The sequence below is a fragment of the Enterobacter sp. WI-ESBL-E8 genome, assembly GCF_053364895.1.
Genome location: NZ_JBRWXJ010000001.1, coordinates 2,372,856 through 2,397,949, shown reverse-complemented (window position 1 = coordinate 2,397,949; position 25,094 = coordinate 2,372,856). Strand labels below are relative to the sequence as shown.

General features: G+C 54.6%; 24 protein-coding genes. 13 read left to right on the top strand and 11 right to left on the bottom strand.

The genetic code is table 11. The annotated features are described in order from the left end of the window. Window positions 1-6: 6 nt before the first annotated feature. Window positions 7-1,632 (top strand): alpha-amylase family protein, encoded by a 1,626-nt coding sequence (locus ACWHWP_RS11520; protein ID WP_447855610.1) that lies wholly within the window; start codon window positions 7-9, stop codon window positions 1,630-1,632. On the opposite strand, the gene ACWHWP_RS11515 is transcribed toward ACWHWP_RS11520, so the two are convergent. Genes ACWHWP_RS11515 through ACWHWP_RS11500 form a run of 4 tightly spaced genes read right to left on the bottom strand, consistent with a single transcriptional unit; the run spans window position 1,633 to window position 4,123 of the window. After that, a complete protein-coding gene (locus ACWHWP_RS11515) occupies window positions 1,633-2,616 on the bottom strand; it encodes an SDR family oxidoreductase (RefSeq protein WP_447855609.1) in 984 nt (327 codons plus the stop codon). A gap of 17 nt (window positions 2,617-2,633) precedes the next feature. Next, window positions 2,634-3,152: a 2-oxo-tetronate isomerase gene (locus tag ACWHWP_RS11510; protein WP_447855608.1), complete on the bottom strand. Its 519-nt coding sequence runs from the start codon at window positions 3,150-3,152 to the stop codon at window positions 2,634-2,636. Window positions 3,153-3,163: 11 nt separating this feature from the next. Further along, window positions 3,164-3,610, bottom strand: coding sequence for a DUF421 domain-containing protein (locus ACWHWP_RS11505; protein ID WP_059310149.1), 447 nt, complete (start codon window positions 3,608-3,610; stop codon window positions 3,164-3,166). Between the two features lie 9 nt (window positions 3,611-3,619). After that, window positions 3,620-4,123: a hypothetical protein gene (locus ACWHWP_RS11500; RefSeq protein ID WP_447855607.1), complete on the bottom strand. Its 504-nt coding sequence runs from the start codon at window positions 4,121-4,123 to the stop codon at window positions 3,620-3,622. A gap of 138 nt (window positions 4,124-4,261) precedes the next feature. Between ACWHWP_RS11500 and ACWHWP_RS11495 the strand changes: the two genes are divergently transcribed. The 4 genes from ACWHWP_RS11495 to ACWHWP_RS11480 all read left to right on the top strand — a co-directional run bounded on the left by ACWHWP_RS11495 (window position 4,262) and on the right by ACWHWP_RS11480 (window position 9,801). Next, on the top strand, window positions 4,262-4,651 hold the full coding sequence (locus tag ACWHWP_RS11495; protein ID WP_008502282.1) for a YdeI family stress tolerance OB fold protein: 390 nt from the start codon (window positions 4,262-4,264) through the stop codon (window positions 4,649-4,651). Between the two features lie 64 nt (window positions 4,652-4,715). Continuing rightward, window positions 4,716-5,597 (top strand): SDR family oxidoreductase, encoded by an 882-nt coding sequence (locus tag ACWHWP_RS11490; RefSeq protein ID WP_447855606.1) that lies wholly within the window; start codon window positions 4,716-4,718, stop codon window positions 5,595-5,597. Between the two features lie 181 nt (window positions 5,598-5,778). Further along, window positions 5,779-6,702, top strand: coding sequence for a LysR substrate-binding domain-containing protein (locus ACWHWP_RS11485; protein WP_059310152.1), 924 nt, complete (start codon window positions 5,779-5,781; stop codon window positions 6,700-6,702). A 714-nt stretch (window positions 6,703-7,416) separates the two neighbouring features. After that, on the top strand, window positions 7,417-9,801 hold the full coding sequence (locus tag ACWHWP_RS11480) for a glucose/quinate/shikimate family membrane-bound PQQ-dependent dehydrogenase (RefSeq protein ID WP_447855605.1): 2,385 nt from the start codon (window positions 7,417-7,419) through the stop codon (window positions 9,799-9,801). A gap of 119 nt (window positions 9,802-9,920) precedes the next feature. Here the strand turns inward: ACWHWP_RS11480 and ACWHWP_RS11475 are convergent, their stop codons facing one another. From ACWHWP_RS11475 to ACWHWP_RS11465, 3 genes are all read right to left on the bottom strand, one after another. Next, a complete protein-coding gene (locus ACWHWP_RS11475) occupies window positions 9,921-11,612 on the bottom strand; it encodes a methyl-accepting chemotaxis protein (protein ID WP_447855604.1) in 1,692 nt (563 codons plus the stop codon). 159 nt (window positions 11,613-11,771) lie between these two features. Further along, window positions 11,772-12,890, bottom strand: a complete 1,119-nt coding sequence (locus ACWHWP_RS11470; RefSeq protein ID WP_059310155.1) for an S-(hydroxymethyl)glutathione dehydrogenase/class III alcohol dehydrogenase — start codon at window positions 12,888-12,890, stop codon at window positions 11,772-11,774. A gap of 31 nt (window positions 12,891-12,921) precedes the next feature. After that, the gene (locus ACWHWP_RS11465) at window positions 12,922-13,197 is read right to left on the bottom strand and encodes a metal/formaldehyde-sensitive transcriptional repressor (protein WP_003857256.1); all 276 of its coding nucleotides are present in this window, start codon (window positions 13,195-13,197) and stop codon (window positions 12,922-12,924) included. A gap of 234 nt (window positions 13,198-13,431) precedes the next feature. Here ACWHWP_RS11465 and ACWHWP_RS11460 point away from each other — a divergent pair, with 234 nt between their 5' ends. The 4 genes from ACWHWP_RS11460 (at window position 13,432) to iraM (ending at window position 16,241) form a co-directional block, all read left to right on the top strand. Then, the gene (locus ACWHWP_RS11460; protein WP_059310156.1) at window positions 13,432-13,800 is read left to right on the top strand and encodes an NlpC/P60 family protein; all 369 of its coding nucleotides are present in this window, start codon (window positions 13,432-13,434) and stop codon (window positions 13,798-13,800) included. After that, a complete protein-coding gene (locus tag ACWHWP_RS11455; RefSeq protein WP_447855603.1) occupies window positions 13,800-14,303 on the top strand; it encodes a YbjP/YqhG family protein in 504 nt (167 codons plus the stop codon). The genes ACWHWP_RS11460 and ACWHWP_RS11455 overlap by 1 nt, the downstream gene beginning before the upstream one ends. A gap of 137 nt (window positions 14,304-14,440) precedes the next feature. After that, a complete protein-coding gene (locus ACWHWP_RS11450; protein ID WP_059310158.1) occupies window positions 14,441-15,307 on the top strand; it encodes an AraC family transcriptional regulator in 867 nt (288 codons plus the stop codon). Between the two features lie 550 nt (window positions 15,308-15,857). Next, a complete protein-coding gene (iraM, locus tag ACWHWP_RS11445; RefSeq protein WP_321221029.1) occupies window positions 15,858-16,241 on the top strand; it encodes an anti-adapter protein IraM in 384 nt (127 codons plus the stop codon). A 66-nt stretch (window positions 16,242-16,307) separates the two neighbouring features. Here the strand turns inward: iraM and ACWHWP_RS11440 are convergent, their stop codons facing one another. Further along, window positions 16,308-17,234: a LysR family transcriptional regulator gene (locus tag ACWHWP_RS11440; RefSeq protein WP_447855602.1), complete on the bottom strand. Its 927-nt coding sequence runs from the start codon at window positions 17,232-17,234 to the stop codon at window positions 16,308-16,310. Between the two features lie 90 nt (window positions 17,235-17,324). Between ACWHWP_RS11440 and ACWHWP_RS11435 the strand changes: the two genes are divergently transcribed. The 3 genes from ACWHWP_RS11435 (at window position 17,325) to ACWHWP_RS11425 (ending at window position 18,990) form a co-directional block, all read left to right on the top strand. Continuing rightward, window positions 17,325-17,801: a GNAT family N-acetyltransferase gene (locus ACWHWP_RS11435; protein WP_059310160.1), complete on the top strand. Its 477-nt coding sequence runs from the start codon at window positions 17,325-17,327 to the stop codon at window positions 17,799-17,801. Between the two features lie 128 nt (window positions 17,802-17,929). Next, window positions 17,930-18,598, top strand: a complete 669-nt coding sequence (locus ACWHWP_RS11430) for an epoxyqueuosine reductase QueH (RefSeq protein WP_047348588.1) — start codon at window positions 17,930-17,932, stop codon at window positions 18,596-18,598. A 119-nt stretch (window positions 18,599-18,717) separates the two neighbouring features. Continuing rightward, window positions 18,718-18,990, top strand: coding sequence for a DUF883 family protein (locus ACWHWP_RS11425; protein WP_047348589.1), 273 nt, complete (start codon window positions 18,718-18,720; stop codon window positions 18,988-18,990). Window positions 18,991-19,020: 30 nt separating this feature from the next. Here the strand turns inward: ACWHWP_RS11425 and ACWHWP_RS11420 are convergent, their stop codons facing one another. Beyond that, a complete protein-coding gene (locus tag ACWHWP_RS11420) occupies window positions 19,021-20,484 on the bottom strand; it encodes an EAL domain-containing protein (protein ID WP_447855601.1) in 1,464 nt (487 codons plus the stop codon). 277 nt (window positions 20,485-20,761) lie between these two features. On the opposite strand from ACWHWP_RS11420, the gene ACWHWP_RS11415 reads away from it, so the two are divergent. Further along, window positions 20,762-21,646, top strand: coding sequence for a hypothetical protein (locus ACWHWP_RS11415; RefSeq protein ID WP_063956268.1), 885 nt, complete (start codon window positions 20,762-20,764; stop codon window positions 21,644-21,646). Window positions 21,647-21,681: 35 nt separating this feature from the next. Here ACWHWP_RS11415 and ACWHWP_RS11410 read toward each other — a convergent pair whose 3' ends face one another. Both ACWHWP_RS11410 and ACWHWP_RS11405 read right to left on the bottom strand, forming a co-directional pair. Further along, a complete protein-coding gene (locus tag ACWHWP_RS11410) occupies window positions 21,682-22,857 on the bottom strand; it encodes an HlyD family type I secretion periplasmic adaptor subunit (RefSeq protein ID WP_059310164.1) in 1,176 nt (391 codons plus the stop codon). Next, window positions 22,854-25,034, bottom strand: coding sequence for a type I secretion system permease/ATPase (locus tag ACWHWP_RS11405; RefSeq protein ID WP_447855600.1), 2,181 nt, complete (start codon window positions 25,032-25,034; stop codon window positions 22,854-22,856). Before ACWHWP_RS11405 ends, ACWHWP_RS11410 begins: the two co-directional genes overlap by 4 nt. Window positions 25,035-25,094 lie beyond the last annotated feature (60 nt).

Genomic DNA, 25,094 nt, shown 5'->3' with positions numbered 1-25,094 from the left:
GATGCTATGACGGACTGGCATACGCGAGCCATTATTTATCAGATTGATACCGCACTCTTTTATGATTTGAACGGCGATGGCTGCGGGGACATCGCCGGAATAGCGGCCAAGCTGCGCTATATTCGCCGCATGGGGGCGACGGTCATCTGGATCACCCCGTTTTACCTCACCCCCTTTCTCGACGAAGGCTACGACGTCAGCGACCATCTTCAGGTGGACCCCCGCTTCGGAAAACTGGCGGATATCATCGCCTTTATCGAGCAGGCCCGGGAGCTGGGCATGCAGGTCATTATCGAGCTGCTGATCCAGCACACCTCGGACGCACATCCCTGGTTCCAGCAGGCCCGCCGCAGCCCGGCGTCACCCTATCGTGATTATTACCTGTGGTCGGATAACGACGAGGACGACACGACGCCCATGTTCCCCGGCGTGGAAAAGAGCATCTGGACCTGGGACGACGAGGCGGGACAATACTATCGGCACATGTTCTATCGTCACGAGCCGGATCTGAACCTGACCTCTCCCGCGGTGCTGAAAGAGATTGAGAACATCATTCTTTTCTGGCTCAAGCTGGGCGTGTCGGGTTTTCGCCTGGATGCCGCCTCCCACCTCACCACGCAGGCGGGAAACGGTGATGAAAAAAAAGGCCTGTGGATCCTCGAACATATACGCCGTCTTATTGAGCAGCATAATCCGGAGGCGATCCTGCTGGGTGAAGTTGACGTCGAGGTGGAAACCTATCGGGACTACTTCGGCAATAATGACCGCCTGAACCTGGTGCTGAACTTCTGGCTCAACAAGTATTTCTACGTCAGTCTGGCGAAGAAAAGCGCCCGGCCGCTGCGCAATGCGGTAAAGAAAATGATCGTCCCGCCCGACTCCTGCTGTTTTGCCAACTGGCTGCGCAACCATGACGAGCTGGACCTGGAAGGGATTAGCCAGAAGGATAAGCAGTTTGTGCTCGACACCTTCGCCCCTGATGAAGAGATGAACGTCTACCAGCGCGGGATCCGCCGCCGCCTGGCACCGATGCTGAACGGCGATCGGAAGCGGCTGGCGTTCTGCCACGCCGTGCTCTTTTCCCTGCCGGGCGTCCCGGTGATGCGCTACGGCGATGAGATAGGCATGGGGGACGATCTGGAGCTGGAGGAGCGTTATGCCGTGCGCACCCCCATGCAATGGGCAGGGTCACAGGGGGGTGGTTTTTCCGCCGCCGATCCGGATAAATTTATTGCCCCGATTATCGACCACGGCCCCTACCGCTACCAGAAAATCAACGTGGCCGATTCGCTGCTCCACCGCAACTCGCTCCTGCACCGGATTATTGATATTGCCAATACCCGCTCGGAGTTTCCCGAGATTGCCGTTGCGCCGTTTCGTCTCATCACGATCGATGATGACGCGGTGCTGGGGATCTACTACGAGACCGACGAACGCAGCATCCTGACCTTCGTTAACTTCAGCGACGAGCCGGTGCAGTTCACCGCAAAGGGGATCCGCAACGCCACCTGGACCGCCTGTCTCGCGGACAAGCGCTACGATGATGCGCTGATTTGCGGCAAAACCGTTCAGCTCACGCTTGGCGGATACGGCTATCGCTGGTTCTGGACGCACCGTAGCGCGCTGCGCTAATTATTTTCGGCGGGCGAGCAGGCGCGTTAGCATAATCCCCGCCACCGCGAGAGCCCCTAGCGCCACTTTACCCGGCATACCTGAAGTGACGGACGACGCGCGGTTTTTCGCCTCGTCGGTGAAGCGGCCATGGATTTTGTGCAGGTCGTTAACCGGCCGATCGAGATAGTCCTGGCGATCCGGCGCGTTCAGATCGTCGGTCATCTGGCCTTCCCAGGCTTTTTTCACCATCAGCCGGTCAAGAAAACCGGGGAAGAGAAACTGACCGACAATCGACTGGATGGTGCTGCTGCCCACCCACAGCTCCCGTACCGGTTTTTGCGCCACCCTGAAAATAGCGCTGGCAGCGACCTCAGGCTCAAATACCGGCGGCACCGGGCGCATCGCCCAGGCGAACTTATTCCGCGCCCATTCGAACTGCGGAGTATTGAGCCCCGGCATCTGGACCATCGAAAGCTGAACCCGGCTGTTCTCATGCATCAGCTCGGTACGCACCGCATCGGTAAACCCGCGGATCGCCGCCTTGGCCCCGCAGTAGGCGGACTGCAGCGGAATGGAACGGTAGGCCAGCGCCGAACCCACCTGGATAATCACGCCCCTGTCGCGGGGAATCATCAGCTCCAGGGCGGCGCGGGTGCCGTTCACGTAGCCGAGGTACGTCACGTCAGTGACGCGGCGAAACTCGTCCGCCGTGAGGGTACGAAACGGCGCCAGGACGGCCCCCATGGCATTATTCACCCAGACATCAATCGCGCCGAGGCGATACTCAATCTCGTTAGCGGCATCCACCACCGCCTGGCTGTCGGCGACATCCGCCTGCACGGCGCGTGCATTGACGCCAAACCGCCGTAGCTCTTCCTGCGTGGAGTGCAGGCTTGCTTCATCCCGGGCGATAAGCCCCACATCGTAACCTGCCTTTGCAAAGCGCAGCGCCGTGGCTTTTCCCACGCCCGCCGTTCCGCCAGTAATCACTATGACAGCCATACAACCTCCGCGTGCGTTTAGCCGTTATTCCCGTCCGACAGCGTTGTCACCAGTTCAGCCAGCGAAAAATGCACCGCTTTTTCCACCACGTCCTGACAGTCGCCGGAAAACAGTACGGTGCGGGTTTTCGTCTGACCACATATATTCCAGGCAAAGCAGACCGTCCCCGTCGCCGTGCCATCGTCGCCCCCTTCCGGGCCTGCGTATCCGCTGATGGCGATGCTGATATCAGCCTCGGCAATGTCGCGGATACTGGCGGCCATCTCGGTGACGGTCTGTTCGCTGACGGCGGTATACCGCGCGAGCGTCTCAGGACGAACGTTGAGGATCCGCTCTTTCGCGGCATCGCTGAACACGACCAGGCCGACGTCATAAAAATCGGCGGTGTTCTCTTCCGCACACAGCGCCACCGAGAGCTTTCCTCCCGTGCAGGATTCAGCCGTGGTTAAGCGAAGCCCGAGGTCGGTTAATTTACTCGCCAGCTTTTTTGTCAGTTCACCCACGGTATTATTGTTGTCGTGAAAAAGATTGCTCATCTTGCCGCCTCTTATTTCTCGAAAGGAATGATTGAAATATGTCCATTGCGCTCAAGTATGGCATATTTGATTTTACTCATTTCCGTAATGCCATTATTCTGACGCGCTGACACCAGAATATCATCGCAAGACACATCGACTTTTTTAAGTTTATCTGCTAAAGGGACGCCGTTCTCAACCAGAATCACGGGGGTACCATCAAGGATATTCTCTACCGGGGAGAAATATTTCTTCATCAGTCCGAATATAATATCAACCACCACCAGGGTGGTAATCGTAATCATCGCGCCGGTGACGGAAAAATCTTGTCCAAGAAGCGCCTGCTGCGTGGCCTCACTAATAATCAAGAGCAAAATGAGATCAAAACTGGTCATCTGCAGCAGGGCGCGTCTCCCGGCCACTTTAAATACCACCACGAGGAACAGATAAATAGCCAGCGCGCGTAAGACCATATCCATATCAGCCTCCTACGGGTAAATAAATTGCCAGATGGTCATTTCCGGCTCGTCGTTGATGCGGATGACGGTGTTCCATTTACCGGCGATGGAAGGCGTCGTAAAGAACAACACAGAGAAGGTGTCCGTCTTTTTCAGGTTGTTGTAGACAAAATAGAGGGTATTCCCGCGGCTGAACATGCTGTCCGGCTGCGGCCAGACGCTTCCCGGCTCATACGCTTCGCTGCTCTCGCTGGTCATGCTGAGGGTATACTTTCCCTCCGTTTGCACCGGAAACGTCAGCTGCATCCGCGTCTCTGTCTCGCGTCGTCCGAAGCGTTCGTAGTTTATGGTCAGTGAGTTAGCGGAACTCGTTTTGGCCGTGTCGCTCACCATTCCGCTTGAAAACAGACCGGCAATGGCGGCGACGATAATAACCAACAGAACAATAAATCCAACCTGACGAAATGCGTATTCAAACGTCAGCAAACGATAACTTTCATCTATCCCGGGTAACTTTTCATTTTCACGCTTCATGGCCGTCGTCACCGTTCCGCTTATTATCCGATAATTTTGATTTCTAACGCGAATGTTTTTAGGACTTATCACATTTGCCACATAAAGGAATAGCAACAATACTTAATAAGTCAAGACAACCAAAATGAAGGATATCAGATGAAATTATCGCTTATTTCCGCTTTTTTGATATTTCTGGTTCCGGCCGCATGGGCAGATAATAACGGCGGGTTACAAAAAGGTGAAGCGCCGCCGCCACCGCACGCTCTCGACAGCGGATATCGCGGAACCGACGACGCGCGAATTATGACCATCGATCAGGCAAAACAACTGCACGATGGTGCAACAATTTCACTGCGCGGTAATCTTATTGACGGTAGCGGCGATAAGTTTGTATTTCAGGATAAAACCGGAAAAATCGACGTTATTATTCCCCAGGCAGTCTTCGACGGCAGAACGGTAAAACCCGATCAGATGATTAGCATCAACGGTTCGCTTGATAAAAAATCATCCCCTGCCGTCGTCCGTGTCGATCGTTTGCAGAAATAATTCAGCGAAGCGCTAACGCTGCAACTATCCATCAAATCTCACCCCTTGGCTTAAGGAGTCAGCTATGAGTGATACACACCGTAAGAACGCTTACCCGCAGCCCCCGTTCCCGGAACAGCCGCAAACGCCGCCGGGACTGGCATCCGAAATGCAGCCTGTACCCGATCACGGAGAAACAAGTTACAAAGGGCATGGCCGTCTTGCCGGCAAAAAAGCGCTGATTACCGGTGGCGATTCCGGTATTGGTCGCGCGGTGGCGATCGCCTATGCCCGTGAAGGGGCTGACGTGGCCATCAACTATCTCCCGGAAGAAGAGAAAGACGCGGTTGAAGTCATTGACCTGATCAAAGCTGAAGGCCGTAAGGCCGTCGCGCTGCCGGGGGACATCCGGGACGAAACCTTCTGTCAGAATATTGTCGAAGAAGCCGTCTCGAAACTGGGCGGGCTGGACATTCTGGTCAATAACGCCGGTCGCCAGCAGTTCCGGGAATCGTTAGAAGAGCTGACCACCGAGGATTTTGACGCGACGTTCAAAACCAACGTGTATGCGCCTTTCTGGATCACCAAGGCGGCGCTGCGCCATCTGAAAGCGTCGTCCGTTATCATCAACACCTCCTCCGTTCAGGCGGTGAAGCCCAGCCCCGTTCTGCTGGACTATGCCCAGACGAAAGCCTGTCTCGCGGTATTTACCAAATCCTTAGCCAAACAGCTGGGTCCGAAAGGCATTCGCGTTAACGCGGTCGCCCCTGGCCCTTACTGGACGGTACTGCAATCCAGCGGCGGCCAGCCGATGGAAAAAGTGAAGGAGTTCGGAGGCGATACGCCGCTGGGACGTCCCGGTCAGCCGGTGGAGATTGCTCCGCTGTACGTCACGCTGGCCTCTGATGAATGTTCCTTTACCTCCGGTCAGGTGTGGTGTTCTGACGGCGGTGACGGCGTGATCTAAACCGCTTAGCTATTCCCCCTCCGCAATGAGCAATAAATGAACAAGGACGTTCGCTTTTATCCCCTGCCGAAAAATTTGTTGTAACTCAAACAGATCAAATGTTAAAAATATTTTGCTATCAGGTTATCAAAATTAAACAACTTAACTTGTCACCCGCATCGCTCTGTTTTTAACATCGCCTATGGAAAAAAATGGTCTGTTCAGTCAGCGCATACGCTTGCGCCATTTGCATACATTTGTGGCCGTCGCTCAACAGGGAACGCTGGGGCGTGCGGCTGAAACTCTTAACCTGAGCCAGCCCGCGCTCTCGAAAACCCTCAACGAGCTGGAACAGCTTACCGGCGCCCGGCTTTTTGACCGCGGTCGGCTGGGGGCGCAGCTAACCCTCGTCGGCGAACAGTTCCTCACCCACGCCGTCAAAGTTCTGGATGCGCTCAATACCGCAGGCCAGTCCCTGCACCGAAAAGCAGAGCAGGCCAGCGAGGTCGTGCGCGTGGGAGCTCTCCCTACCGCGGCGCTGGGCATTCTTCCACCGGTCATCGGCCAGTTCCACAAGCAGCAGCGGCATACCACCATTCAGGTTGCCACCATGAACAACACCATGCTGCTCGCGGGGCTGAAATCGGGCGAGCTGGATCTCGGTATCGGCCGAATGTCCGACCCGGAACTGATGGGCGGTCTTAATTACGAGCTGCTGTTCCTGGAATCCCTGAAGCTGGTGGTGCGTCCCGATCACCCTCTTTTGCAGGATACCGTCACGCTAAGCCGCGTCACGGAGTGGCCCGTTGTGGTTTGCCCGAAAGGGACCGTACCGCGCCAGGCCGCCGAAACATTGCTTCAGATGCAGGGATGTACGCTGCCTTCCGGCTGTATCGAAACGCTTTCGGCCTCGCTTTCACGCCAGCTCACGCTGGACTATGACTACGTCTGGTTCGTCCCCTCCGGGGCGGTGAAAGACGATTTGCGTCAGGGAACGCTGACCGCCCTGCCGGTGACCGCCCCTGGCGCCGGTGAACCTATCGGCATTTTGACCCGGGTGGATACCCCGCTTTCTGTTGGTGCGCAAACGCTGCTGAGCGCCATTCGTAAATCGATGCCGGTCTGAGATCTTTCCCCACCTGACCCTCTCCGAAAGGCTGAGGGTTCTCCAGTAATTTTTTTACCTGAAGCGATGTACGCTGTCTCAGGAAAATGAATACCTTACAGCGATATCCTGGTCCGGCTGTAAATCGCCGAAGCGTTTCCGTAAGGCCGGGGCGAGGCGCAGGGATGCGCCGAGAGGGCGTGGCCTGCAGGGATGCAGGCTCATGCCCGACCCGATAGCCTGAAGGAATAAGCTGAGGGTACCGCGAAGCGGCGATTTACCGCCGGGAGCCCGGGTCGCCAGGGTGGTGGCGATTGAGCCACCCTGGCACGTTCACCGGTCATGTCGTTACAGAGTAGCAAGGAACATAAAGTGAACGGAATGACCACCTGAGCCGTATGTCCCCCCTCACCCCAGCCCTCTCCCTCAATAGAGAGGGGGTTATTTGTGCAGGCATTATTTTATGGGAAACCCTCAGCGACAGAGGGGCAAGGGAACTGCGCCGTCCTCTAATCAAATAATGCGAAATCATTCATTAACAATTGCGTAAAACAATTTAACAGTTTTATCATAGCCGCGAATTCACCAAATGGTTCGCATGCTATTTGTTTAAGGTGATTTCAACCGCATTCAATGCGCACAACACCGTAAAAAACATTATCCCCCGACAGCTTATTACCCAAATGGTACACACCAGCACAGTTCTGATACATCGGGGGGTTTAAGGAGACAGAAATGGCATTTGGCAGCGCGCCGCGCGGGATACCTCGTATTCTGCAGTGGCTTCTTGCCGGACTGATGATACTCATCGGTCTGGCCGTCGGCGGGTTGGGCTTTAAGCTCGCCACCGTGGGCGGAAGTAGTTACTTCCTGATTATGGGCGTGGTGATGGTGATTGCCGCGATCCTGATTTTCCTCAATCGCACCAGCGGGATCGTGCTTTACGGCATCGCCTTTATTGCCTCGCTGTTCTGGGCGGTAAGCGATGCGGGCTGGGATTTCTGGCCGCTCTTCTCCCGCCTGTTTACCTTTGCCGTTCTGGCCTTCCTCTGCGCCATCGTCTGGCCTTTCCTGCGCGCCGCGAATACCGGCACCGCGGTGCACAAAGCACCAGCGTTTGGGATCGCGGCCGTGCTGGCCGTGGTCATGCTGGTCAGTCTGGGGTGGATGTTTAAGCCGCAAACCCTCGTGGCGGCAAACGAGCCCGTGCCGGTTAAACCCGTTGCGCCCGGCGAGCAGCAAAAAAACTGGAAGCACTGGGGCAACACCACGCACGGCGACCGCTTCGCAGCGCTGGACCAAATTAACAAGCAAAACGTCAACGACCTGAAGGTCGCCTGGGTTGCGCACACCGGCGATATTCCGCAGAGCAACGGCTCCGGCGCGGAAGATCAGAACACCCCGCTGCAGGTTGGCGACACGCTCTATGTCTGTACCCCGTACAGCAAAGTGCTGGCGCTGGACGTGGACTCCGGTAAAGAAAAATGGCGCTACGATTCCAAAGCCACGGCGCCTAACTGGCAGCGCTGCCGCGGTCTGGGCTATTTTGAAGATAATCAAAAGGTGACAACGTCACAGGCAGACACACAGCCTGCGGCCTGCCCTCGCCGCCTGTTCCTGCCGACCACCGACGCCCGCCTGATTGCCATCAACGCGGATACCGGCAAGGTTTGTGAAGACTTTGGCGACCATGGCACCGTTGACCTCAGCGTTGGCATGGGCGAGATCAAGCCCGGGTATTATCAGCAGACCTCCACGCCGCTGGTTGCCGGGAATGTCGTTGTGGTTGGTGGACGCGTGGCGGATAACTTCTCCACCGGCGAACCGCCGGGCGTGGTGCGCGCATATGACGTTCACACCGGCAAGCTGGCCTGGGCGTGGGATCCGGGTAACCCGAACCTGACCGGCCTGCCGCCGGAAGGCCAGACCTACACGCGCGGTACGCCGAACGTCTGGTCTGCCATGTCTTACGACGCTAAGCTGAACCTGATTTACCTGCCAACCGGCAACGCCACCCCGGATTTCTGGGCGGGCGAGCGCACCGCGCTGGACGATAAGTACAGTTCTTCCATCGTCGCCGTTGACGCGACCACCGGTCAGGTCCGCTGGCATTTCCAGACCACCCACCACGACCTGTGGGACTTCGACCTGCCTTCCCAGCCGCTGCTGTACGACCTGCCGGACGGTAAAGGCGGAACCACGCCTGTGCTGGTGCAGACCAGCAAGCAGGGCATGATCTTCATGCTTAACCGCGAAACCGGTAAGCCGGTGGCGAAGGTTGAGGAACGTCCCGTTCCGGCGGGTAACGTTGAAGGTGAACGCTACTCTCCGACCCAGCCGTATTCCGTTGGCATGCCGATGATTGGCAACCAGACGCTGACCGAGTCCGACATGTGGGGAGCGACACCTGTCGACCTGCTGCTGTGCCGCATTCAGTTCAAAGAGATGCGTCATCAGGGCATCTTCACCCCGCCGGGCCTCGACCGGTCCCTGCAGTTCCCCGGCTCTCTCGGCGGGATGAACTGGGGCAGCGTCTCCGTTGACCCGAACAACAGCCTGATGTTCGTCAACGATATGCGCCTGGGGCTGGCAAACTACATGGTGCCGCGCGCTAACGTAGCGAAAAACGCCAGCGGCATCGAGATGGGTATCGTTCCGATGGACGGCACGCCGTTCGGCGCAATGCGCGAACGCTTCCTGTCGCCGCTGGGCATTCCGTGCCAGAAGCCGCCGTTTGGCACCATGTCGGCCGTTGACCTGAAAACCGGCAAGCTGGTGTGGCAGGTTCCTGTCGGCACGGTGGAAGATACCGGCCCGCTAGGCATTCGCATGCACATGCCAATCCCTATCGGGATGCCGACGCTTGGCGCATCGCTCTCTACCCAGTCCGGCCTGCTGTTCTTCGCAGGAACCCAGGACTTCTACCTGCGCGCGTTTGATACCGCCACCGGGAAAGAGATCTGGAAAGACCGTCTGCCAGTCGGCAGCCAGTCCGGCCCGATGACCTACGTGTCGCCGAAAACCGGTAAACAGTACATCATCATTAACGCCGGTGGCGCTCGCCAGTCACCGGATCGCGGTGATTACGTTATCGCCTATGCGTTACCCGATAAGAAGTAACGGATGAAAAAAGGGACCGAAAGGTCCCTTTTTTTTGCCCGGTGGCGCTACGCCTACGCGGGCCTGCAAATACAAGTAGGTCGGGTAAGGCGAAGCCGCCACCCGACACAACACGCCGCTCAGAACGTCTCCCAGTTATCCCCGGAAACCGCAGCCGCCGGACGCAGCTGCGCGTTCTTCGCCACTGGCGCAGACGTTGCCGCGCGCCCTTGCTTCGCGCCGCTCAGACGAAACGCGCCGACCGCCTCGGTCAGACGCGCCCCCTGCTCTTCCAGAGACGCCGCCGCGGCGGAGGCCTCTTCCACCAGCGAGGCGTTTTGCTGGGTGACCTTATCCATCTCGGAAATCGCCTGGCTGACCTGCACAATACCGCGGCTCTGCTCGTCGGACGCGGCGGCAATTTCCAGCATGATGTCGGTCACGCGCTTAACCGCATCGACGATCTCATTCATGGTGTGGCCGGCGGCAACCACTTCACCGGAGCCCTGGTCGATCAGCGAAACCGATTCGTTGATCAGGCTTTCGATCTCTTTTGCGGCATTCGCACTGCGGCTTGCCAGGGTACGCACTTCACTTGCCACCACGGCAAACCCGCGCCCCTGCTCGCCCGCGCGCGCCGCTTCGACCGCCGCGTTCAGCGCCAGGATATTGGTCTGGAACGCGATGCTGTTAATTACGGCGGTAATCTCAGAGATCTTCTTCGAACTGCTGGAGATATTGCCCATGGTTTTCACCACGCCGGAGACCATCTGACCGCCGCGGCTGGCTTTGCCGGAGGCATCTTCCGCCAGCTTGCTGGCATGGTGGGCGTTATCGGCGTTCTGCTTCACCGTCGCGGTGAGTTGCTCCATGCTCGCGGCGGTTTGCTCAATCGCCGCGGCCTGCTGCTCGGTGCGCGAAGAGAGATCGGTATTACCGGCAGAAATCTCGCTGGTACCGCGGTAGATCTCCTCTGCACCCTGGCGTACGGTGCCCACGGTATTTTCAAGCGAGTGCTGCATGGTTTGCAGATCGCGCGTCAGGCGGCCAATTTCGCTGCGCCCGGCTACGTCGTCCGGCATCGTCAGGTCGCCTTTGGCGATATTTTCGATACGCTTCGCGGCGCGCTGCAGCGGATTGATCACCGTGCGGCGCAGCACAACAAAGGTCATTGCCGTCAGCACCAGCGCCAGCGCAAACGCGCCCACCATAAACATCAGGCCCAGCTGCGTGCGGCTGTGCGCCTGCGCGGTCAGCGCGCTGGCACGGTCGGTACGGATCTTAATCGCCTTCAGCAGCACGGCGTTGTACGCGTCATCCAGCGGGCGCGCCGTTTCGTTTTCGTGGTTGATGATCGCTTCGAACATGCCGTTTTTGGCGAATTTCACCATCGGCTGCATGCCCGCAACATAGGCGTCGTAGCGCGCCTTGAGATCCGCATCCAGCGCCTGGCCCTCAGCGGTACGCACGGCACGATTCATATAGGCGGTAAAGCTATCCTGGGACTGCTTAATCCGCGTTTCCGCCTCGCTGATGTTCTGCTTCATGGCATCCATCTCCGCGATACGGCTTGCCGCACCGGCGTGGATCAGGTTAATACGCGCGGTTCGCAGATGGTTTGAGCTGTTCGAGAGCCCCATACGCACCTGAATTTCGGATGTGACATCCTGCTGGTCGCGATCGGCCTGCAACAGGAAATATCCAGCCAGGCCCGAGCTCAAGCCAAAGAGCAGAATAATGCCACCGAGAATGGAGGAAAACAGCGGAACCAGCCTGATGTGATGCAAGAAGCCCAGCTTGCGCTGCGCCGGCATCGAAGTAGTGTTGTCCATGACCGTCGACTCTCTTGTAGGTAAGATGCGTAAAAACACGCCTGTCAGATAGTCATCGGCACGGTTGGGATTTAGATTACGGCTAAAAACGCCGCACTGGTCACACTTTAGAGAAGATTATTAAAGAAACGCCAGCGGCTAAAACCGCTGGCAGAAGAGTTACTTGTCGCCGAAATGAATAACGGTGCGGATGGATTTTCCTTCGTGCATCAGATCGAACGCGTCGTTGATCTGCTCCAGCGGTAAACGGTGGGTAATGAACGGATCGAGCTGAATCTTCCCGGCCATGGCATCTTCAACCATACCCGGAAGCTGGGTACGGCCCTTCACGCCGCCAAAGGCGGAACCGCGCCACACGCGCCCGGTGACCAGCTGGAAGGGACGGGTTTTAATCTCCTGGCCCGCACCGGCCACGCCAATGATGATGCTCTCGCCCCAGCCCTTGTGGCAGCACTCCAGCGCGGAACGCATCACGTTAACGTTGCCGATGCATTCGAAGCTGAAATCAACCCCGCCGTCGGTCATCTCAACGATGACATCCTGAACCGGTTTGTCGTGGTCTTTCGGGTTCACGAAGTCGGTCGCGCCCATTTCACCCGCCAGCTTGAATTTCTCCGGGTTGGTGTCGACCGCGATGATCCGACCGGCCTTCGCCTGGACCGCGCCCTGAATCACCGCCAGACCAATACCGCCGAGACCGAACACCGCCACGGTGTCGCCCTCTTTGACTTTTGCCGTATTGTGCACCGCGCCGATGCCGGTGGTTACGCCGCAGCCCAGCAGGCAGACTTTATCCAGCGGCGCCTGCGGGTTCACCTTCGCCAACGAGATCTCCGCGCAAACGGTGTATTCGCTGAAGGTGCTGGTGCCCATGTAGTGATAAACAGGCTCGCCGTTATAGGAGAAGCGGGTGGTGCCGTCCGGCATCAGCCCTTTCCCCTGAGTGGCGCGAACCGCCTGGCAGAGGTTGGTCTTGCCGGATTTACAGAACTTACACTCGCCGCATTCCGCGGTGTACAGCGGGATCACGTGATCGCCGGGTTTCAGGCTGGTCACGCCCTCGCCCACTTCCACTACAACACCGCCCCCTTCATGGCCCAGCACCGCCGGGAAGACGCCTTCCGGATCGTCACCCGACAGCGTAAACGCATCGGTATGGCATACGCCGGTATGGGTGATTTTGATCAGCACTTCGCCTTTCTTCGGCGGTGCCACGTCGATTTCAACAATTTTGAGCGGCTGGCCAGGACCAAATGCAACTGCAGCGCGAGATTTCATATTGTCTTCCCCTATTGTGAGATGTGTGGGTTTATTTTAGATAAGAGCGCAGCAAATGGCCGACTTCTGCCATGCGTACGGCCCGCTGATCCGGCGTCGTTTCCCCCGTCACCAGCTCGTCTTTGAGGTGAATTTCGACCATTTCGCCCATCAGGCCATTCGCAGCCCCGCGCACGGCGGCAATTTGCTGCAGGATGGCCAGACAGGGGTCGCCCGACTCCAGCGCGCGTTCAAGGGCATCAACCTGCCCACGAATGCGGCGGACGCGAGTAAGAATACGTTTTTTATCTTCGGGTGAATGCGGCATACGCCCTCCTGATACTATAGGGGGGTATGGTATTTTAGTTACCTCATTATGTAAACCTTCCAGGTTGAGTTGCGATAACAACAGCACATCTTCGAAAATCCATCGACCACACTAATAAAACAAAAAGAACAAATAACCAACTGAAATATATAATCTTTTAATAACATTAATTGCCTAACAGAATTAAATCTCTCGTTGTCTATTGACCCTTTTATCTACAAAAGGAGTTAGCACATGACATGGAACAAACACGCAGCCGCCGTGCATGCACGCCAGAATGCCGGCATTTCATCGCAAAAACGCTGTGGGGAATTTACTCGTAAGGCCATTCGGGCAGGTGGAATTGATATAGGAAATGCACCTTACGCTAAAGACTATGGCAATAACCTTGAACGGGCAGGATTTCGTGTCTTAGGGCAAGGCGAAACATTACAGGAAGGCGATGTGGTTATTATTCAGCCTTATGATGGAGGAAACCCTGCAGGTCACATGGCGATTTATGATGGCATTAACTGGTACTCTGATTTCAAACAACGAGATATGTGGTCTGGTCCAGGATATCGTTCTGCGCGCCCTGCTTACAAAATTTACAGGAAAAACTGATGCGTTATGTTCTTTTGATAGGTCTGTTACTGACAGGATGTACATCCCAGATGGATACGCCGGAAAAACGTACTCATGATTTCTATACTTTCTACCTCACAGCCTTTGTTACTGACAGCAAAGAAGATGAGATCAATTCACCAAAAATGCGTGAGTATATCGCGCGAGATACCCTCTCCCGACTACAGAAAATTCATTCTCTCTATGAGCAGGAAATTATCGATTCCGACTATTTTACCTATACACAGGATTATGCAGCGGAGTGGATCCCTGACCTAAACGTAAGTAAAGCGATAAATTATGCGTCGGGAAAAGTTGTTAACGTTGACCTGGGTACGGGTAATGGAGAGAAGACGCAGTTAAACGTGTTTCTGCGCAATGAAGACGGTAAATGGAAAATTTATCGCGTCACCGATGCGAGCCATCATTTCGAACAGTATATTTTTGACGAGAAGGCTATTGCGGCCGCACAACGATATGCCGCCAGTATACCCTCCCCATAATCACTCTGCCTTATGCAATGCCAGGGCATTGACCTGGCATTTGTATCCGATCGCCCTTCCTGTAATGAATTTAATTAGCAAGATCGGTCAGGATTCTGGTCGACCGGTCAGGCAAAGTGGGTCATCAGGAGGATGCTATGAACGATGCAACCAATACGGCGTACCGCGAGCGCTTCACGATGATGTGCGACTATATCGCCCTCCATCTCGATGAACCGCTCACGCTGGAGAAGCTCAGCGCGTTAGCCTGCTGTTCACCCTATCATTTTCACCGTCAGTTTCTGGCGTTCAGCGGCCTGCCGCTGTATCGCTATATCCAGTGGCTTCGCCTGCGTCGCGCTTCATGGCGACTGGCGTTTAATCCACAGGATAAGGTGATTGATATTGCGCTCGATGCTGGATTCCAGAGCCCTGAATCGTTCAGCCGTGCCTTCAGAAACGCGTTTGGAAAAAGCCCGCGTCAGTTTCGGCAGCAGCCGGACTGGCTAAGCTGGCACGAGCGCGTACCGAAAATGACCTTTCAGGAGCAAAAAACGATGGAAGTTAAGATTGTCGATTTTCCCCAAACCCGAGTAGCGATGCTGCAACACCGTGGCAGTCCCAATCGGGTTAATGACAGCGCAGCGAAATTTATCGCCTGGCGTAAAGCCACTGGCTTATCGCCAGTGCGCGAAAGCAGCACGTTTGGTATAGCGTGGGACGACCCGGCGACTACGCCTGAAGAAGCTTTTCGTTTCGATATATGCGGCAGCGTTTTTGAAGCGATACCGGAAAATACGTTCGGGGTTGGCAACGGTGTAATTGATGGGGGGCGTTACGCCGTTGGGCGTCATTCTGGCTCGCTGGATAACATATCCACCACGGTATGGGCGATGTTCCGGAACTGGCTGCCCGCAAGTGGCGAAACGCTGCGTGATGCGCCTGTATTCTTCCATTACCTCAATTTTATTCACGAGGTGCCGGAACATGCGCTACAAACGGATATCTACCTGCCGTTAGATTGATTATCCCTTGTTCACCACCCTTTCTGCCGGGTAGCGCTGCACTTGCCCGGCAGTATCCTGTGTTTCATCGAATCCAGGATCGGGCATTATCTTACATTAGTAAATCTGAATAGTTTCCCTCCGAAATGCACGCATATAAATTCGAATTCAGCCATTTTCTATAGCAAAGCTAAAAGAAGCTGCCTGTAGTAACCTTTATTCTGCTGAATCGATAAGCAACATTAATAATAATGCAAAAGCCTTATGAACCTTAAACCAGGTAACGTGTTGAAATGAAATGATTTCAGTCATGATTAAATTTTCTTTAATAATCCAGGTCTATACTTAGTCTTATTTTCCGCATTCATAATCTGCAAGCGGTCAAAATCGAACCACTCCTCGTTCAAGTCAGGTAAATAACTCAAAACAATTACCGAAGCCATATTACGCAAGCTGTTGTTATATATAGATAAAAATCATGCAACCATAAAATAACGATCAATATCAATGAGTTACATCGTTGATCAATACCTGATCCCATGCTAAACCTAAATCCAGGTAAAAATATCTTATGGAGAAAAGCATGATGTCGTGGCGAGTATTAAGTTCTGTCATTTGCCCTAACACAGGAATCGTTTATTCGCACATTGTTGGTTTAAAATTATTAAGATTAATAATTTGGTACGAAAGTGACATCTATCTTTTGCCCGGAGACAGAATACATACGACAAAAAATGGAATTTTTGTAAATGGCGTATTCAACCAAATATCCCTTTATAACGTCTCGCCTTACAATGAGAACCTGTGGAATGAGATAAAAAACAAAATGGCCTGCCCTTTTAATAAAAACCTGGATGCTGAAGGCTGCTCATATGCTGAGTATTGCAATGCGCGCAAATGCCCGCACGGATTTGAGACCACCCCTTTGATAATAAGAGTTCCGCGCGATAGCTAATCATTTAATGCATTAACGATCGCTTGCGGAAGGCGCGAAGTCATTTCTTAATACGTATACCATTAATCATTTATCGCCCTGTTGTGCCAGCACCTGCAGCTGTTCCTTAAGCCAGCGGGTCGCGCCCCGCTGGCCGCTGCGTTTATGCGAGTAAATTTTCACTTCAAACGTGCGTATCGGGAACGGTAAAGCAAATATCCTGAGATCCGCTGCTGCAATCAGCTTCTCAGCGGCATACCGGGGAATTGCCATCAGCAGATCGCTTTCCGCCACGATAAACGGCGCGCTGAGCATCGACGGCGTTTTGATCGCGATTTGTCGGGTATACCCCAGTTGCTCGAGCCGCACATCCAGAACGCCCTGCTTCTCATTCCACGGCGTCACCACCAGGTGGCGGGCCGCGAGATAATCCTCCAGCGTCAGCCTCGTCCGGCTTGCGTTGCTGATGACCACATACTCATCTTCAAACCAGCCGATCTCTTCCAGTTCCGGATGGCGGATATCATCCTCGGTGCTGAAACCCAGCGCCAGATCTACCTCGCCCGCCAGCAGCTCCGTCAGCGCCGGGCTGTGCGGCAGATAGCGAAGTTCAAAACGCAAACCCGGGGCTGCAAGCTGCAGCCTTTGCATCAGGGCCGGGAAAATGCAAAGCGCGGTAAAATCCGTAATCGCAATCTGCAAGCTCTCGGTGCTGCTGGCCGCGTCAAACTCCGGCTGCGGGGCCAGCTCGTGATTAAGGAACGCCAGTGCGGAAGCAATTGAAGGCGCAAGCTGAGAGGCATACACGCTGGGGGACATGCGATGCCCCTCCCGAAAAAACAGCGGGTCATTCAGGGTGGCGCGCAAACGCGAGAGCGCATGGCTGAGGGCGGATGTGCTCATCGCCAGCTCATCGGCGGCAAGCCGAACGGAACGGTGGCGGTAGATGGCATCGAAAACGGGCAGCAGGTTTAAATCAAGGCGTCTCAGCGCAGGATGCATAATATTCATCATTTGTTGATTTCATTGCACTTAATTCTTCGGACAATACTCCGTATGCTTAACGCCATCAATCGAAACGCACGCAAAAAAACAGGATAAACAATGAGCATCACCATTCGTCAGGCTCGCCCCGAAGATGCAGCGGCGATATACGCCATGATTTACGAACTGGCGGTATATGAAAAAGCGCCGGAAGAAGTGGTTACCACGCCGGAGGAGATCCGGGAAACGCTCTTTGGCGCAGGGACTAAAACCGAGGCGTTGATCGCGGAGTTTGACGGCAAGACTGCCGGCTATGCCGTGTTCTTTACCAGCTATTCAACCTGGCTCGGACGCAACGGTATTTATATGGAAGACCTGTACGTTTCTCCGGAGTATCGCGGTAAAGGCGCGGGCAGAGCGCTGCTGAAGCATATCGCGCAGCTGGCGGTAACGCGGCAGTGCGGTCGCCTTGAATGGAGCGTGCTCGACTGGAACCAGCCCGCCATCGACTTTTACCTGAGCATTGGCGCGCTGCCGCAGTCCGAATGGGTACGCTATCGTCTTGATGGCGAAGCGCTGCTGAAATTTGCCGAATAACAGCCTTTCACTGCGCGAAGATCCCGACCGGGCGGGATCTTCCTGCGCCGCCCCCGTCCGTGCCGCCTTAAAAGATGCTGAGTCTGTGCTACCATTCCATAAATTTCATAAACATATTGCAGAACGCCATGACGACAGCCCCCTTTATCCGCCCTCAGCTCACCCTGCCAGACGGTGCCGACAAACTGCTGCTGCACTCCTGCTGCGCCCCCTGCTCGGGTGAAGTGATGGAGGCCATCCAGGCCTCGGGAATTGACTACACTATTTTTTTCTATAACCCCAATATCCATCCACAAAAGGAATACCTCATCCGCAAGGAAGAGAATATTCGGTTTGCGGAAAAACACGGCGTGCCCTTTGTTGATGCCGATTACGACACCGATAACTGGTTTGAGCGCGCGAAAGGCATGGAGTGGGAACCCGAGCGCGGCGTCCGCTGCACCATGTGCTTCGATATGCGCTTCGAACGCACGGCGCTCTATGCGGCAGAAAATGGCTTTAGCGTCATCAGCAGCTCGCTGGGGATCTCCCGCTGGAAGAACATGCAGCAGATAAACGACTGCGGCCAGCGTGCGGCAGCGCGCTATCCGGGCATGATCTACTGGGACTACAACTGGCGCAAACAGGGCGGTTCATCCCGCATGATTGAGATCAGCAAGCGGGAGCAGTTCTACCAGCAGGAGTATTGCGGATGCGTTTACTCGCTCAGGGACAGTAACCTGCACCGCAAGTCTCAGGGCCGCCCGCTTATCCGCATTGGCACCCTGTATTACGGTCAGGATGAGAATGAGAAATAACGGGTTTGCGGCATAGAGATATATCCGAAAACAGCCGCATCGGGTACCGAAATTAGCCTTTCGTCTCTCACATCTGCAAAGAGAGGCTATCCTTTAAGTATCAACACAAGGAGGCAAAAATGTCTGATTTCGGTACCGATAAAAACACCCAGTTCGCTGAAGACAAAGCAAAAAATAAACTTGATGAACTTGCAGGCTCAGCGCAGCAGCAGTTTGGTGAATTTGTAGATTCACCAAAGCACCAGGTAAAAGGCGCGGCAAAAAAATATGCGGCCCAGGCCAGCGATGCCGTTTCTGATGTTACTGAAGCGGTCAGAAATAACCCCCTCACCGGCCTCGTTGCAGCGGGTGCTGTGGGTATTGTTCTCGGCCTGTTGCTGGGTCGAAAATAAATAAAGGCCCTTCGGGGCTTTATTTTTTTCTTAGCTGAACAAGCGCACCATGCGGTCCAGCTCTTCCTCTTTCACGGCTCGCGATAAATAATAGCCCTGAAAGTTCTTGACCCCCATCGCGACTAATTTTTCAAACTTTTCCTCACTATCAACCCCCTCGGCAATGCAGTCCGTTCCCGTCATGTCGCTATAAATCTGTATCGCTTTGATCAGATTATAGTCGTTGTCATTTGCCACAAAATGCTCGACGATGTCCCTGTCCAGCTTGAGCCCGTCAAAATGTACCTGCCGCACCGGGAACATGGTCTGGTGATTAGAGAAACAGTCATCCAGAAACAATCGACACCCCGTATTGCGTAAATGCCGCATGGTTTCCGGGATCCTCTTATCCTTCGTGACGTCAATATCCTCTGCAAATTCAAAGACCAGCTTTTCGGCCCATTGTGGTTTGAGCAACATACTGATGGCTTTACGCGCCATATCCGGCAAGGCATTTCCGGAAGCCAGTCGGGGAGGAATGTTAACCGAAAAATAATATTTTCCATTATATTTATTAATCCCAGAAACGGCAGCATGAATGACTAACGCCGTCATTTTTAGCCATATCTCATAATTGGAAACATCGGTCAAAAAACTGGCTGATTTAACAATTTTACCGTTTTTATTCCAGCGAATAAGAATTTCAAACCCTACCCCTTTCTTATCACGATCGGTAATGATCTGGTAGGCAGGAAATATCTCTTTTTTATGTAATGCTTTAAAAACCTCTACTTCTTTATCCGTAAACCCTGCATTTTGACTCTGACGCTTAATGCTACCTTCCGCTTTGAAGTTGTGAGGATCGTGCAGCCAGCGTTTAATCAAGTGTAATTTCAGCACGCCTTCCTTGCGATGGGTATATACCGTTTTATTGGAAAGTGCCATTTTGTCGCAAAGTTCTTTGACCGACATACCGCGGTAGAAATGTAATAAAACGTCTACCTCTCTTCTCGTTAACCATTTTAAATTTTCTTGTGCAGAAATATCCTTATTGTAATCGCGCAAAAGGCGCGAGCGGTCCTTAAAGCCCTTATGGTACGTGTCGAAACAGCTTATAATATCAGAAATGCTGGCAATACGAATTAATGATAATTGATGGGTGTTATTTAAAAGGCTGCCCAGCGTGCGGTATAACCAGCCATCAGGTATATCACCATACAGCGTGACGCGTCGAATAACCGGAAGCGCATTAAGTACGGAAGCCAGCCGCTTCAGGCTCTCCAGAAGACCGATGATACCCTTCCCGAGAAACGTGACGATGTGAGCATTATGATTTACAAAAATATTTTCCACATCATGTGGGGATACCTCGTCTCCGTCAAAGTGAATATGCGACGCCTGTATTCCGTACTTGTTAAGCATCAGACTATATCCCTGGAACGTGAAGCCGCAGGCTGAGATGACAAATGATTGTTCATCGCAAGCCCCATTTCTGAGAGAAAATTTGTGGGTCATAACCTGCTCCTGGGCACCAAAGCGCCATTTCTAATTTTGAATGCGTAAAATTTAATGCACCTGCTGTGAATATTGATTTTAGCGTACCAATGCCGGGTAAGAAACAGTTCCCAGCGGAACATCTTTGCGTTTATCACCCAATGCCATACCACCCGCAAATATACTTTTCTTTTCAAATAACCTCGGTAAATACGTCATTCTCAGGGTATAATGAAAATTCCGAAAAAGAAGACTGGATACTTCATCTATCGGCTCATTCAAATACGAGAAAAATGCTATGGATAATCATATCTCATCCAGGGCCTTGCTACATCGAAGGGATGTCATAAAGAACAACCCGCGTTTTAGTGAGGCAATATTAGAGCACTACACAATTAATGACGCCATCTACAAAAAACAACCATTGTTCTACAAGACGATGCTGCAGGAATCACGATTCAATATTATCCTCTCCATGTGCTGTTTTATTTTTGGCAATCAGGCCGAATCCGTTTCAGAGATTAAAGAGCTGTGTTCTCGCTATAAGATAGCCAGCCCCAACAGCGTTATTGCGATCATTACGATACTCAGAACCACCGGGCGCATCCGGACCTGGCGCTGCACGGAAGACCGACGTAAAACCCGAATCGCGCCAACCGAGAAAGGGTTGAATGAACTTAAGCGTTATATGTCCGGCGCATTTTTGCCGGTGAGTATTCTTTACCCGGCATTTAATATAAATGTTAATCTGCTGGATAATGACGCATTGAGAAATAACTTCTTCCGCCGTGCGGCTGAATATCTGTTTCGGGGTTTGACGTTCAGAAAGGTGTTACCTGAAGTGGGATTATTTATCGATAAGGACGGTGGGCGAATGATTATGCTCTATATTTACCTGCAGGCCATGAAAAACAAATCCGCTCACGGTGCCGTTATTGAATATTCCGCCAGCACGCTCGCCAAAGAATTTTTTGTTTCGCGCATCCACGTCAACCGGATTATCAAATCGGCACAGGAGGCGGGCTATCTGAAAGATCGCGGTGATGGTCGGATGTCGATATACCCGGCATTTATCGAACTGGTCGAAAACTATGCCGGATTGTATTTTGCGTACGTCACGCACTACATTAACGTTGTACCTAAAGAGCGACGCCCTGTTCATCACATGACGTCAACGGTATAAGCCAGCAGGCGTTCGGCATCCCGAACGCCGTTTCCCTATCTTTCCCGCAGCGCCTCTTTGGCCTTGTTCAGCGGTTTCAGCAGATAATCCAGGATGGTTTTACTGCCGGTTTTTATGTCAACGGTGGCAATCATGCCCGGAAAGACCGGGAAGTCTTTTCCCTGCTTATTGGTCAGATGGTTGCTGTCGGTACGGATATAAACGCGATAGTAATAAACATCTCTCTTCACCTCGTCCTGCAGGGTGTCCGGGGAAATCATGGTCACTTCTCCTTCCAGCCCGCCATAAATGGAGTAGTCATAGGCCGTAATTTTTACCAGCGCTTTCTGGCCTGGATGGATAAACGCCACGTCGCGCGGCGAAATTTTCGCTTCCACCACCATCTGGTCATCTAACGGGACCAGGCTCATCAGCTTGCCGTTCGGGGGGATCACGCCGCCCACGGTGGTGACGTCAATATCCTTCACGATGCCGCGCACCGGGGCATTGAAGGTCAGCCTGGTCAGGGAGTCTTCGCGCCCTTTCATCACCGAACGCTGGGCTTCAATCTCCGCGTTGGCTTTCGCCAGCTCTTCGCGGGCGCGAACGTAATACTGGTTTTTCATCTCGGTGATTTTATTCTCAAGCTCATTTTTTTGACGCTCAAGACGTAGCACCTCAACCTTGCTCGCCGCCCCCTGCGTCACCAGCGGACGGGTGAGCGATAGCTCGCGCTGCACCAGCTCGGCGCCCTGCCGTAAGCCGGCCAGCCCTTTTTCGAGGCTTTCGCGACGGGACTGGTAGAGCGCCGTTTCCTGTTTGACCAGTTCAACGTCGTCATCCAGCTCGTCGGGGAACGCGAGTTCCGTGTCGTTTACCTCGGCCTTCAGGCGCGCGGCGGTAGCCAGCGCGGCATTCAGACGAGACTCACTCTCCAGCACGCTTGACTCAGTTTTCGTGCGGTCAAGCTGCGCGAGCTGCTGTCCGCGTTCGACAATATCGCCTTCGCGCACCATCAGGCTGTGAATAATGCCGCCTTCAAGGGACTGAATCACCTGCTCGTGAGAAGAGGGGATCACCTTGCCGCTGCCGGTCGTGACTTCATCAAGGCTGAACAGGCTTGCCCAGGCGATAAATGCCGCCAGCAGGGCGAACAGAGACCATGCCACCAGGGTAGAGCGCGGCAGGCGCGGCTCTTTCAAACGACTATTGAAACGCGAGAAATCACTCATGCCGCGCCCTCCTCAGCAACCGCCGCAGGCTTCATGGTCACGGTGCGCTGTGCGGCTTTTTGTGGCGCCATGCCGTGCTGGTGCAGGATCGCGTCGCGCGGCCCGTCCATCACCACCCTGCCGTTTTCCAGCACAATGATGCGGTCGACCAGGTCCAGAATCGGCAGGCGATGCGTCGCCACCACCAGCGTGCGGCGTTTACCCAGCCATTTGTGAAGATGCTGAATAAACTGCTTCTCGCTCATTTCGTCCAGCCAGGCGGTAGGCTCGTCCAGCAGCAGGATAGTCGGCGAGGTAATCAGGGCGCGCGCCAGCAAAAGCGCCTGACGCTGACCGCCGGAGAGGCCAGCTCCGCCCTCGTTGATGATGTAGTTCAGCCCCATTTTCTGCTTACGCACAAACTCCAGCGCGCCGCTGTTGACCAGCGCCTGATGAATCTCGTCGTCGGTAGCGAGCGGGTTGCCCATCACAATGTTGTCGCGAACGGAGCCAAAGAACAGACGGGCCTGCTGGCTGAGCAGCTGCATGTCGCGACGCACGTCGGCCGGGTCGAGGTGATTAAGGGCAATATCGTCCAGCAGAATGCTGCCCTGCTGCGGCTCTTGCATGCCCGCCAGAAGCTGCAGCAGCGTGCTTTTACCGGAGCCATTGCGCCCGAGTACCGCCACGCGCTCTCCGGCGCGGATCTGCAGCTTGCTGATGTTAAGCACGGTGAGTTTCTCTTCCTCGTCGTAGTAAAACCCCACGTCCTCAAGGGCATAGTCGCCGCGCAGGTGGGCTTTGTGCACCTTCTTGCCGTGCTGCGGATCGTCAATCGGCCGCTGCATCAAATCGTCCAGCCCCTTGCGGGCCACTTTTGCCGACTGCCAGCGCGAGAGCACACCAGAAATCTGCGACAGCGGCGCGATGGTCCGCGACGCCAGGATCGAGGTCCCGACCAGCGCCCCGGTGGTCATATCACCGCTGATGACCAGGTAACAGCCCACCAGCAGCACCACCGCGTAGACAATCGACTGCACCTCCTGCGTCCAGGTCAGCAGCAGGCCCGTCAGCCAGCGCTGCTTCATGCCGACGCTGGCGGCCACGTCGTTGGTGTTATTCCACTGGTTCTGAAAGCGCTGCTCGGCGCGCATCAGCTTGATGTCTTCAATGCCCTGCACCGCCTCCACCAGGGTGGCGTTACGAATGGCGGATTCGCGCATCCCTTCGCTGGAGAGCTTGCCCAGCGGGCGCTGCACCAGCAGGCCGGGAATGAGCAGCAGCGGTACGGCGAGCAGGACCACCAGCACCAGCGGACCGCCAATCATCCACAGAATAAAGACGAACAGCAGGAAGAACGGCAGATCGGAGAGCGCCGCAATGGTGGTGGAGGTAATCAGCTCGCGCACCGACTCCAGCTCGCGGATCTGCGCGATAAACGATCCGGTTGATTTGGAGCGCGCGCCGTTTTTGATCCGCAGCGCGTGGGCAAACACGCGTTCAGAGATACGCAGGTCGGCGCGTTTCCCCACCACGTCAGAAATATGCACGCGCAGCATGCGCATGATGAATTCAAAAACGATGGCAATCATCACGCCGCCAAACAGCACCCACAGCGTGGCTTCCGACTGCGACGGAACCACCCTGTCGTACACCTGCATGGAGAAGACCATGCCGGAAAGCGCCAGCACGTTGGCCACCAGCGCCACCAGCATGATGTCGCTGTAACGTCGCCAGTCTTTCAGCGCCAGCTGCCAGAACCAGTTTTTCTCATACGGTTTAATGTAGTCATCCACGCGGGCATCCGGCGTGGACTCGAGCGGGCGCAGCACCATCAGCCCCTTTAGCCGTGGCCCGAGCTCGTCACGCGTCAGCGTTGTCTCCAGCCCCGCGTCGCCGCTGAACTGCAGGCTGACGTTGCCTTCGCTGTCCATGCGGTTAATGACCGCAATCTGGCCGCCGGTGAATTCCGCCAGCAGCGGCAGTCGCCACGGATCGAGGGATACCGCTTCAGGCGCCACCGCACGCATCCCCAGCCCAAGCTGGCGCGCCATCTCCTCCAGCACCAGCTGGCGCGGAGACTGGCTTTCATGGTTAATCGTGACCCGAACATGCTCCGCCGAAAAGTCCAGCCGATAGTGCTTCGCGATGATGAGCATGCCCTGCAGCCAGGGTTCGTACTGTGGATGTGTCTTCATAATTTCCGGGTTAACGCAATTCGTGTAAAGAAACGCCAAAAGGCCGCGGGGATCGCTCCC

What these genes read in the sequence shown, in the direction of transcription:
- ACWHWP_RS11520 (WP_447855610.1), top strand. Translation starts at nt 7, where the DNA reads ATGACGGACTGGCATACGCGAGCCATTATTTATCAGATTGATACCGCA.
- ACWHWP_RS11515 (WP_447855609.1), bottom strand. Translation starts at nt 2,616, where the DNA reads ATGGCTGTCATAGTGATTACTGGCGGAACGGCGGGCGTGGGAAAAGCC.
- ACWHWP_RS11510 (WP_447855608.1), bottom strand. Translation starts at nt 3,152, where the DNA reads ATGAGCAATCTTTTTCACGACAACAATAATACCGTGGGTGAACTGACA.
- ACWHWP_RS11505 (WP_059310149.1), bottom strand. Translation starts at nt 3,610, where the DNA reads ATGGATATGGTCTTACGCGCGCTGGCTATTTATCTGTTCCTCGTGGTG.
- ACWHWP_RS11500 (WP_447855607.1), bottom strand. Translation starts at nt 4,123, where the DNA reads ATGAAGCGTGAAAATGAAAAGTTACCCGGGATAGATGAAAGTTATCGT.
- ACWHWP_RS11495 (WP_008502282.1), top strand. Translation starts at nt 4,262, where the DNA reads ATGAAATTATCGCTTATTTCCGCTTTTTTGATATTTCTGGTTCCGGCC.
- ACWHWP_RS11490 (WP_447855606.1), top strand. Translation starts at nt 4,716, where the DNA reads ATGAGTGATACACACCGTAAGAACGCTTACCCGCAGCCCCCGTTCCCG.
- ACWHWP_RS11485 (WP_059310152.1), top strand. Translation starts at nt 5,779, where the DNA reads ATGGAAAAAAATGGTCTGTTCAGTCAGCGCATACGCTTGCGCCATTTG.
- ACWHWP_RS11480 (WP_447855605.1), top strand. Translation starts at nt 7,417, where the DNA reads ATGGCATTTGGCAGCGCGCCGCGCGGGATACCTCGTATTCTGCAGTGG.
- ACWHWP_RS11475 (WP_447855604.1), bottom strand. Translation starts at nt 11,612, where the DNA reads ATGGACAACACTACTTCGATGCCGGCGCAGCGCAAGCTGGGCTTCTTG.
- ACWHWP_RS11470 (WP_059310155.1), bottom strand. Translation starts at nt 12,890, where the DNA reads ATGAAATCTCGCGCTGCAGTTGCATTTGGTCCTGGCCAGCCGCTCAAA.
- ACWHWP_RS11465 (WP_003857256.1), bottom strand. Translation starts at nt 13,197, where the DNA reads ATGCCGCATTCACCCGAAGATAAAAAACGTATTCTTACTCGCGTCCGC.
- ACWHWP_RS11460 (WP_059310156.1), top strand. Translation starts at nt 13,432, where the DNA reads ATGACATGGAACAAACACGCAGCCGCCGTGCATGCACGCCAGAATGCC.
- ACWHWP_RS11455 (WP_447855603.1), top strand. Translation starts at nt 13,800, where the DNA reads ATGCGTTATGTTCTTTTGATAGGTCTGTTACTGACAGGATGTACATCC.
- ACWHWP_RS11450 (WP_059310158.1), top strand. Translation starts at nt 14,441, where the DNA reads ATGAACGATGCAACCAATACGGCGTACCGCGAGCGCTTCACGATGATG.
- iraM (WP_321221029.1), top strand. Translation starts at nt 15,858, where the DNA reads ATGGAGAAAAGCATGATGTCGTGGCGAGTATTAAGTTCTGTCATTTGC.
- ACWHWP_RS11440 (WP_447855602.1), bottom strand. Translation starts at nt 17,234, where the DNA reads ATGATGAATATTATGCATCCTGCGCTGAGACGCCTTGATTTAAACCTG.
- ACWHWP_RS11435 (WP_059310160.1), top strand. Translation starts at nt 17,325, where the DNA reads ATGAGCATCACCATTCGTCAGGCTCGCCCCGAAGATGCAGCGGCGATA.
- ACWHWP_RS11430 (WP_047348588.1), top strand. Translation starts at nt 17,930, where the DNA reads ATGACGACAGCCCCCTTTATCCGCCCTCAGCTCACCCTGCCAGACGGT.
- ACWHWP_RS11425 (WP_047348589.1), top strand. Translation starts at nt 18,718, where the DNA reads ATGTCTGATTTCGGTACCGATAAAAACACCCAGTTCGCTGAAGACAAA.
- ACWHWP_RS11420 (WP_447855601.1), bottom strand. Translation starts at nt 20,484, where the DNA reads ATGACCCACAAATTTTCTCTCAGAAATGGGGCTTGCGATGAACAATCA.
- ACWHWP_RS11415 (WP_063956268.1), top strand. Translation starts at nt 20,762, where the DNA reads ATGGATAATCATATCTCATCCAGGGCCTTGCTACATCGAAGGGATGTC.
- ACWHWP_RS11410 (WP_059310164.1), bottom strand. Translation starts at nt 22,857, where the DNA reads ATGAGTGATTTCTCGCGTTTCAATAGTCGTTTGAAAGAGCCGCGCCTG.
- ACWHWP_RS11405 (WP_447855600.1), bottom strand. Translation starts at nt 25,034, where the DNA reads ATGAAGACACATCCACAGTACGAACCCTGGCTGCAGGGCATGCTCATC.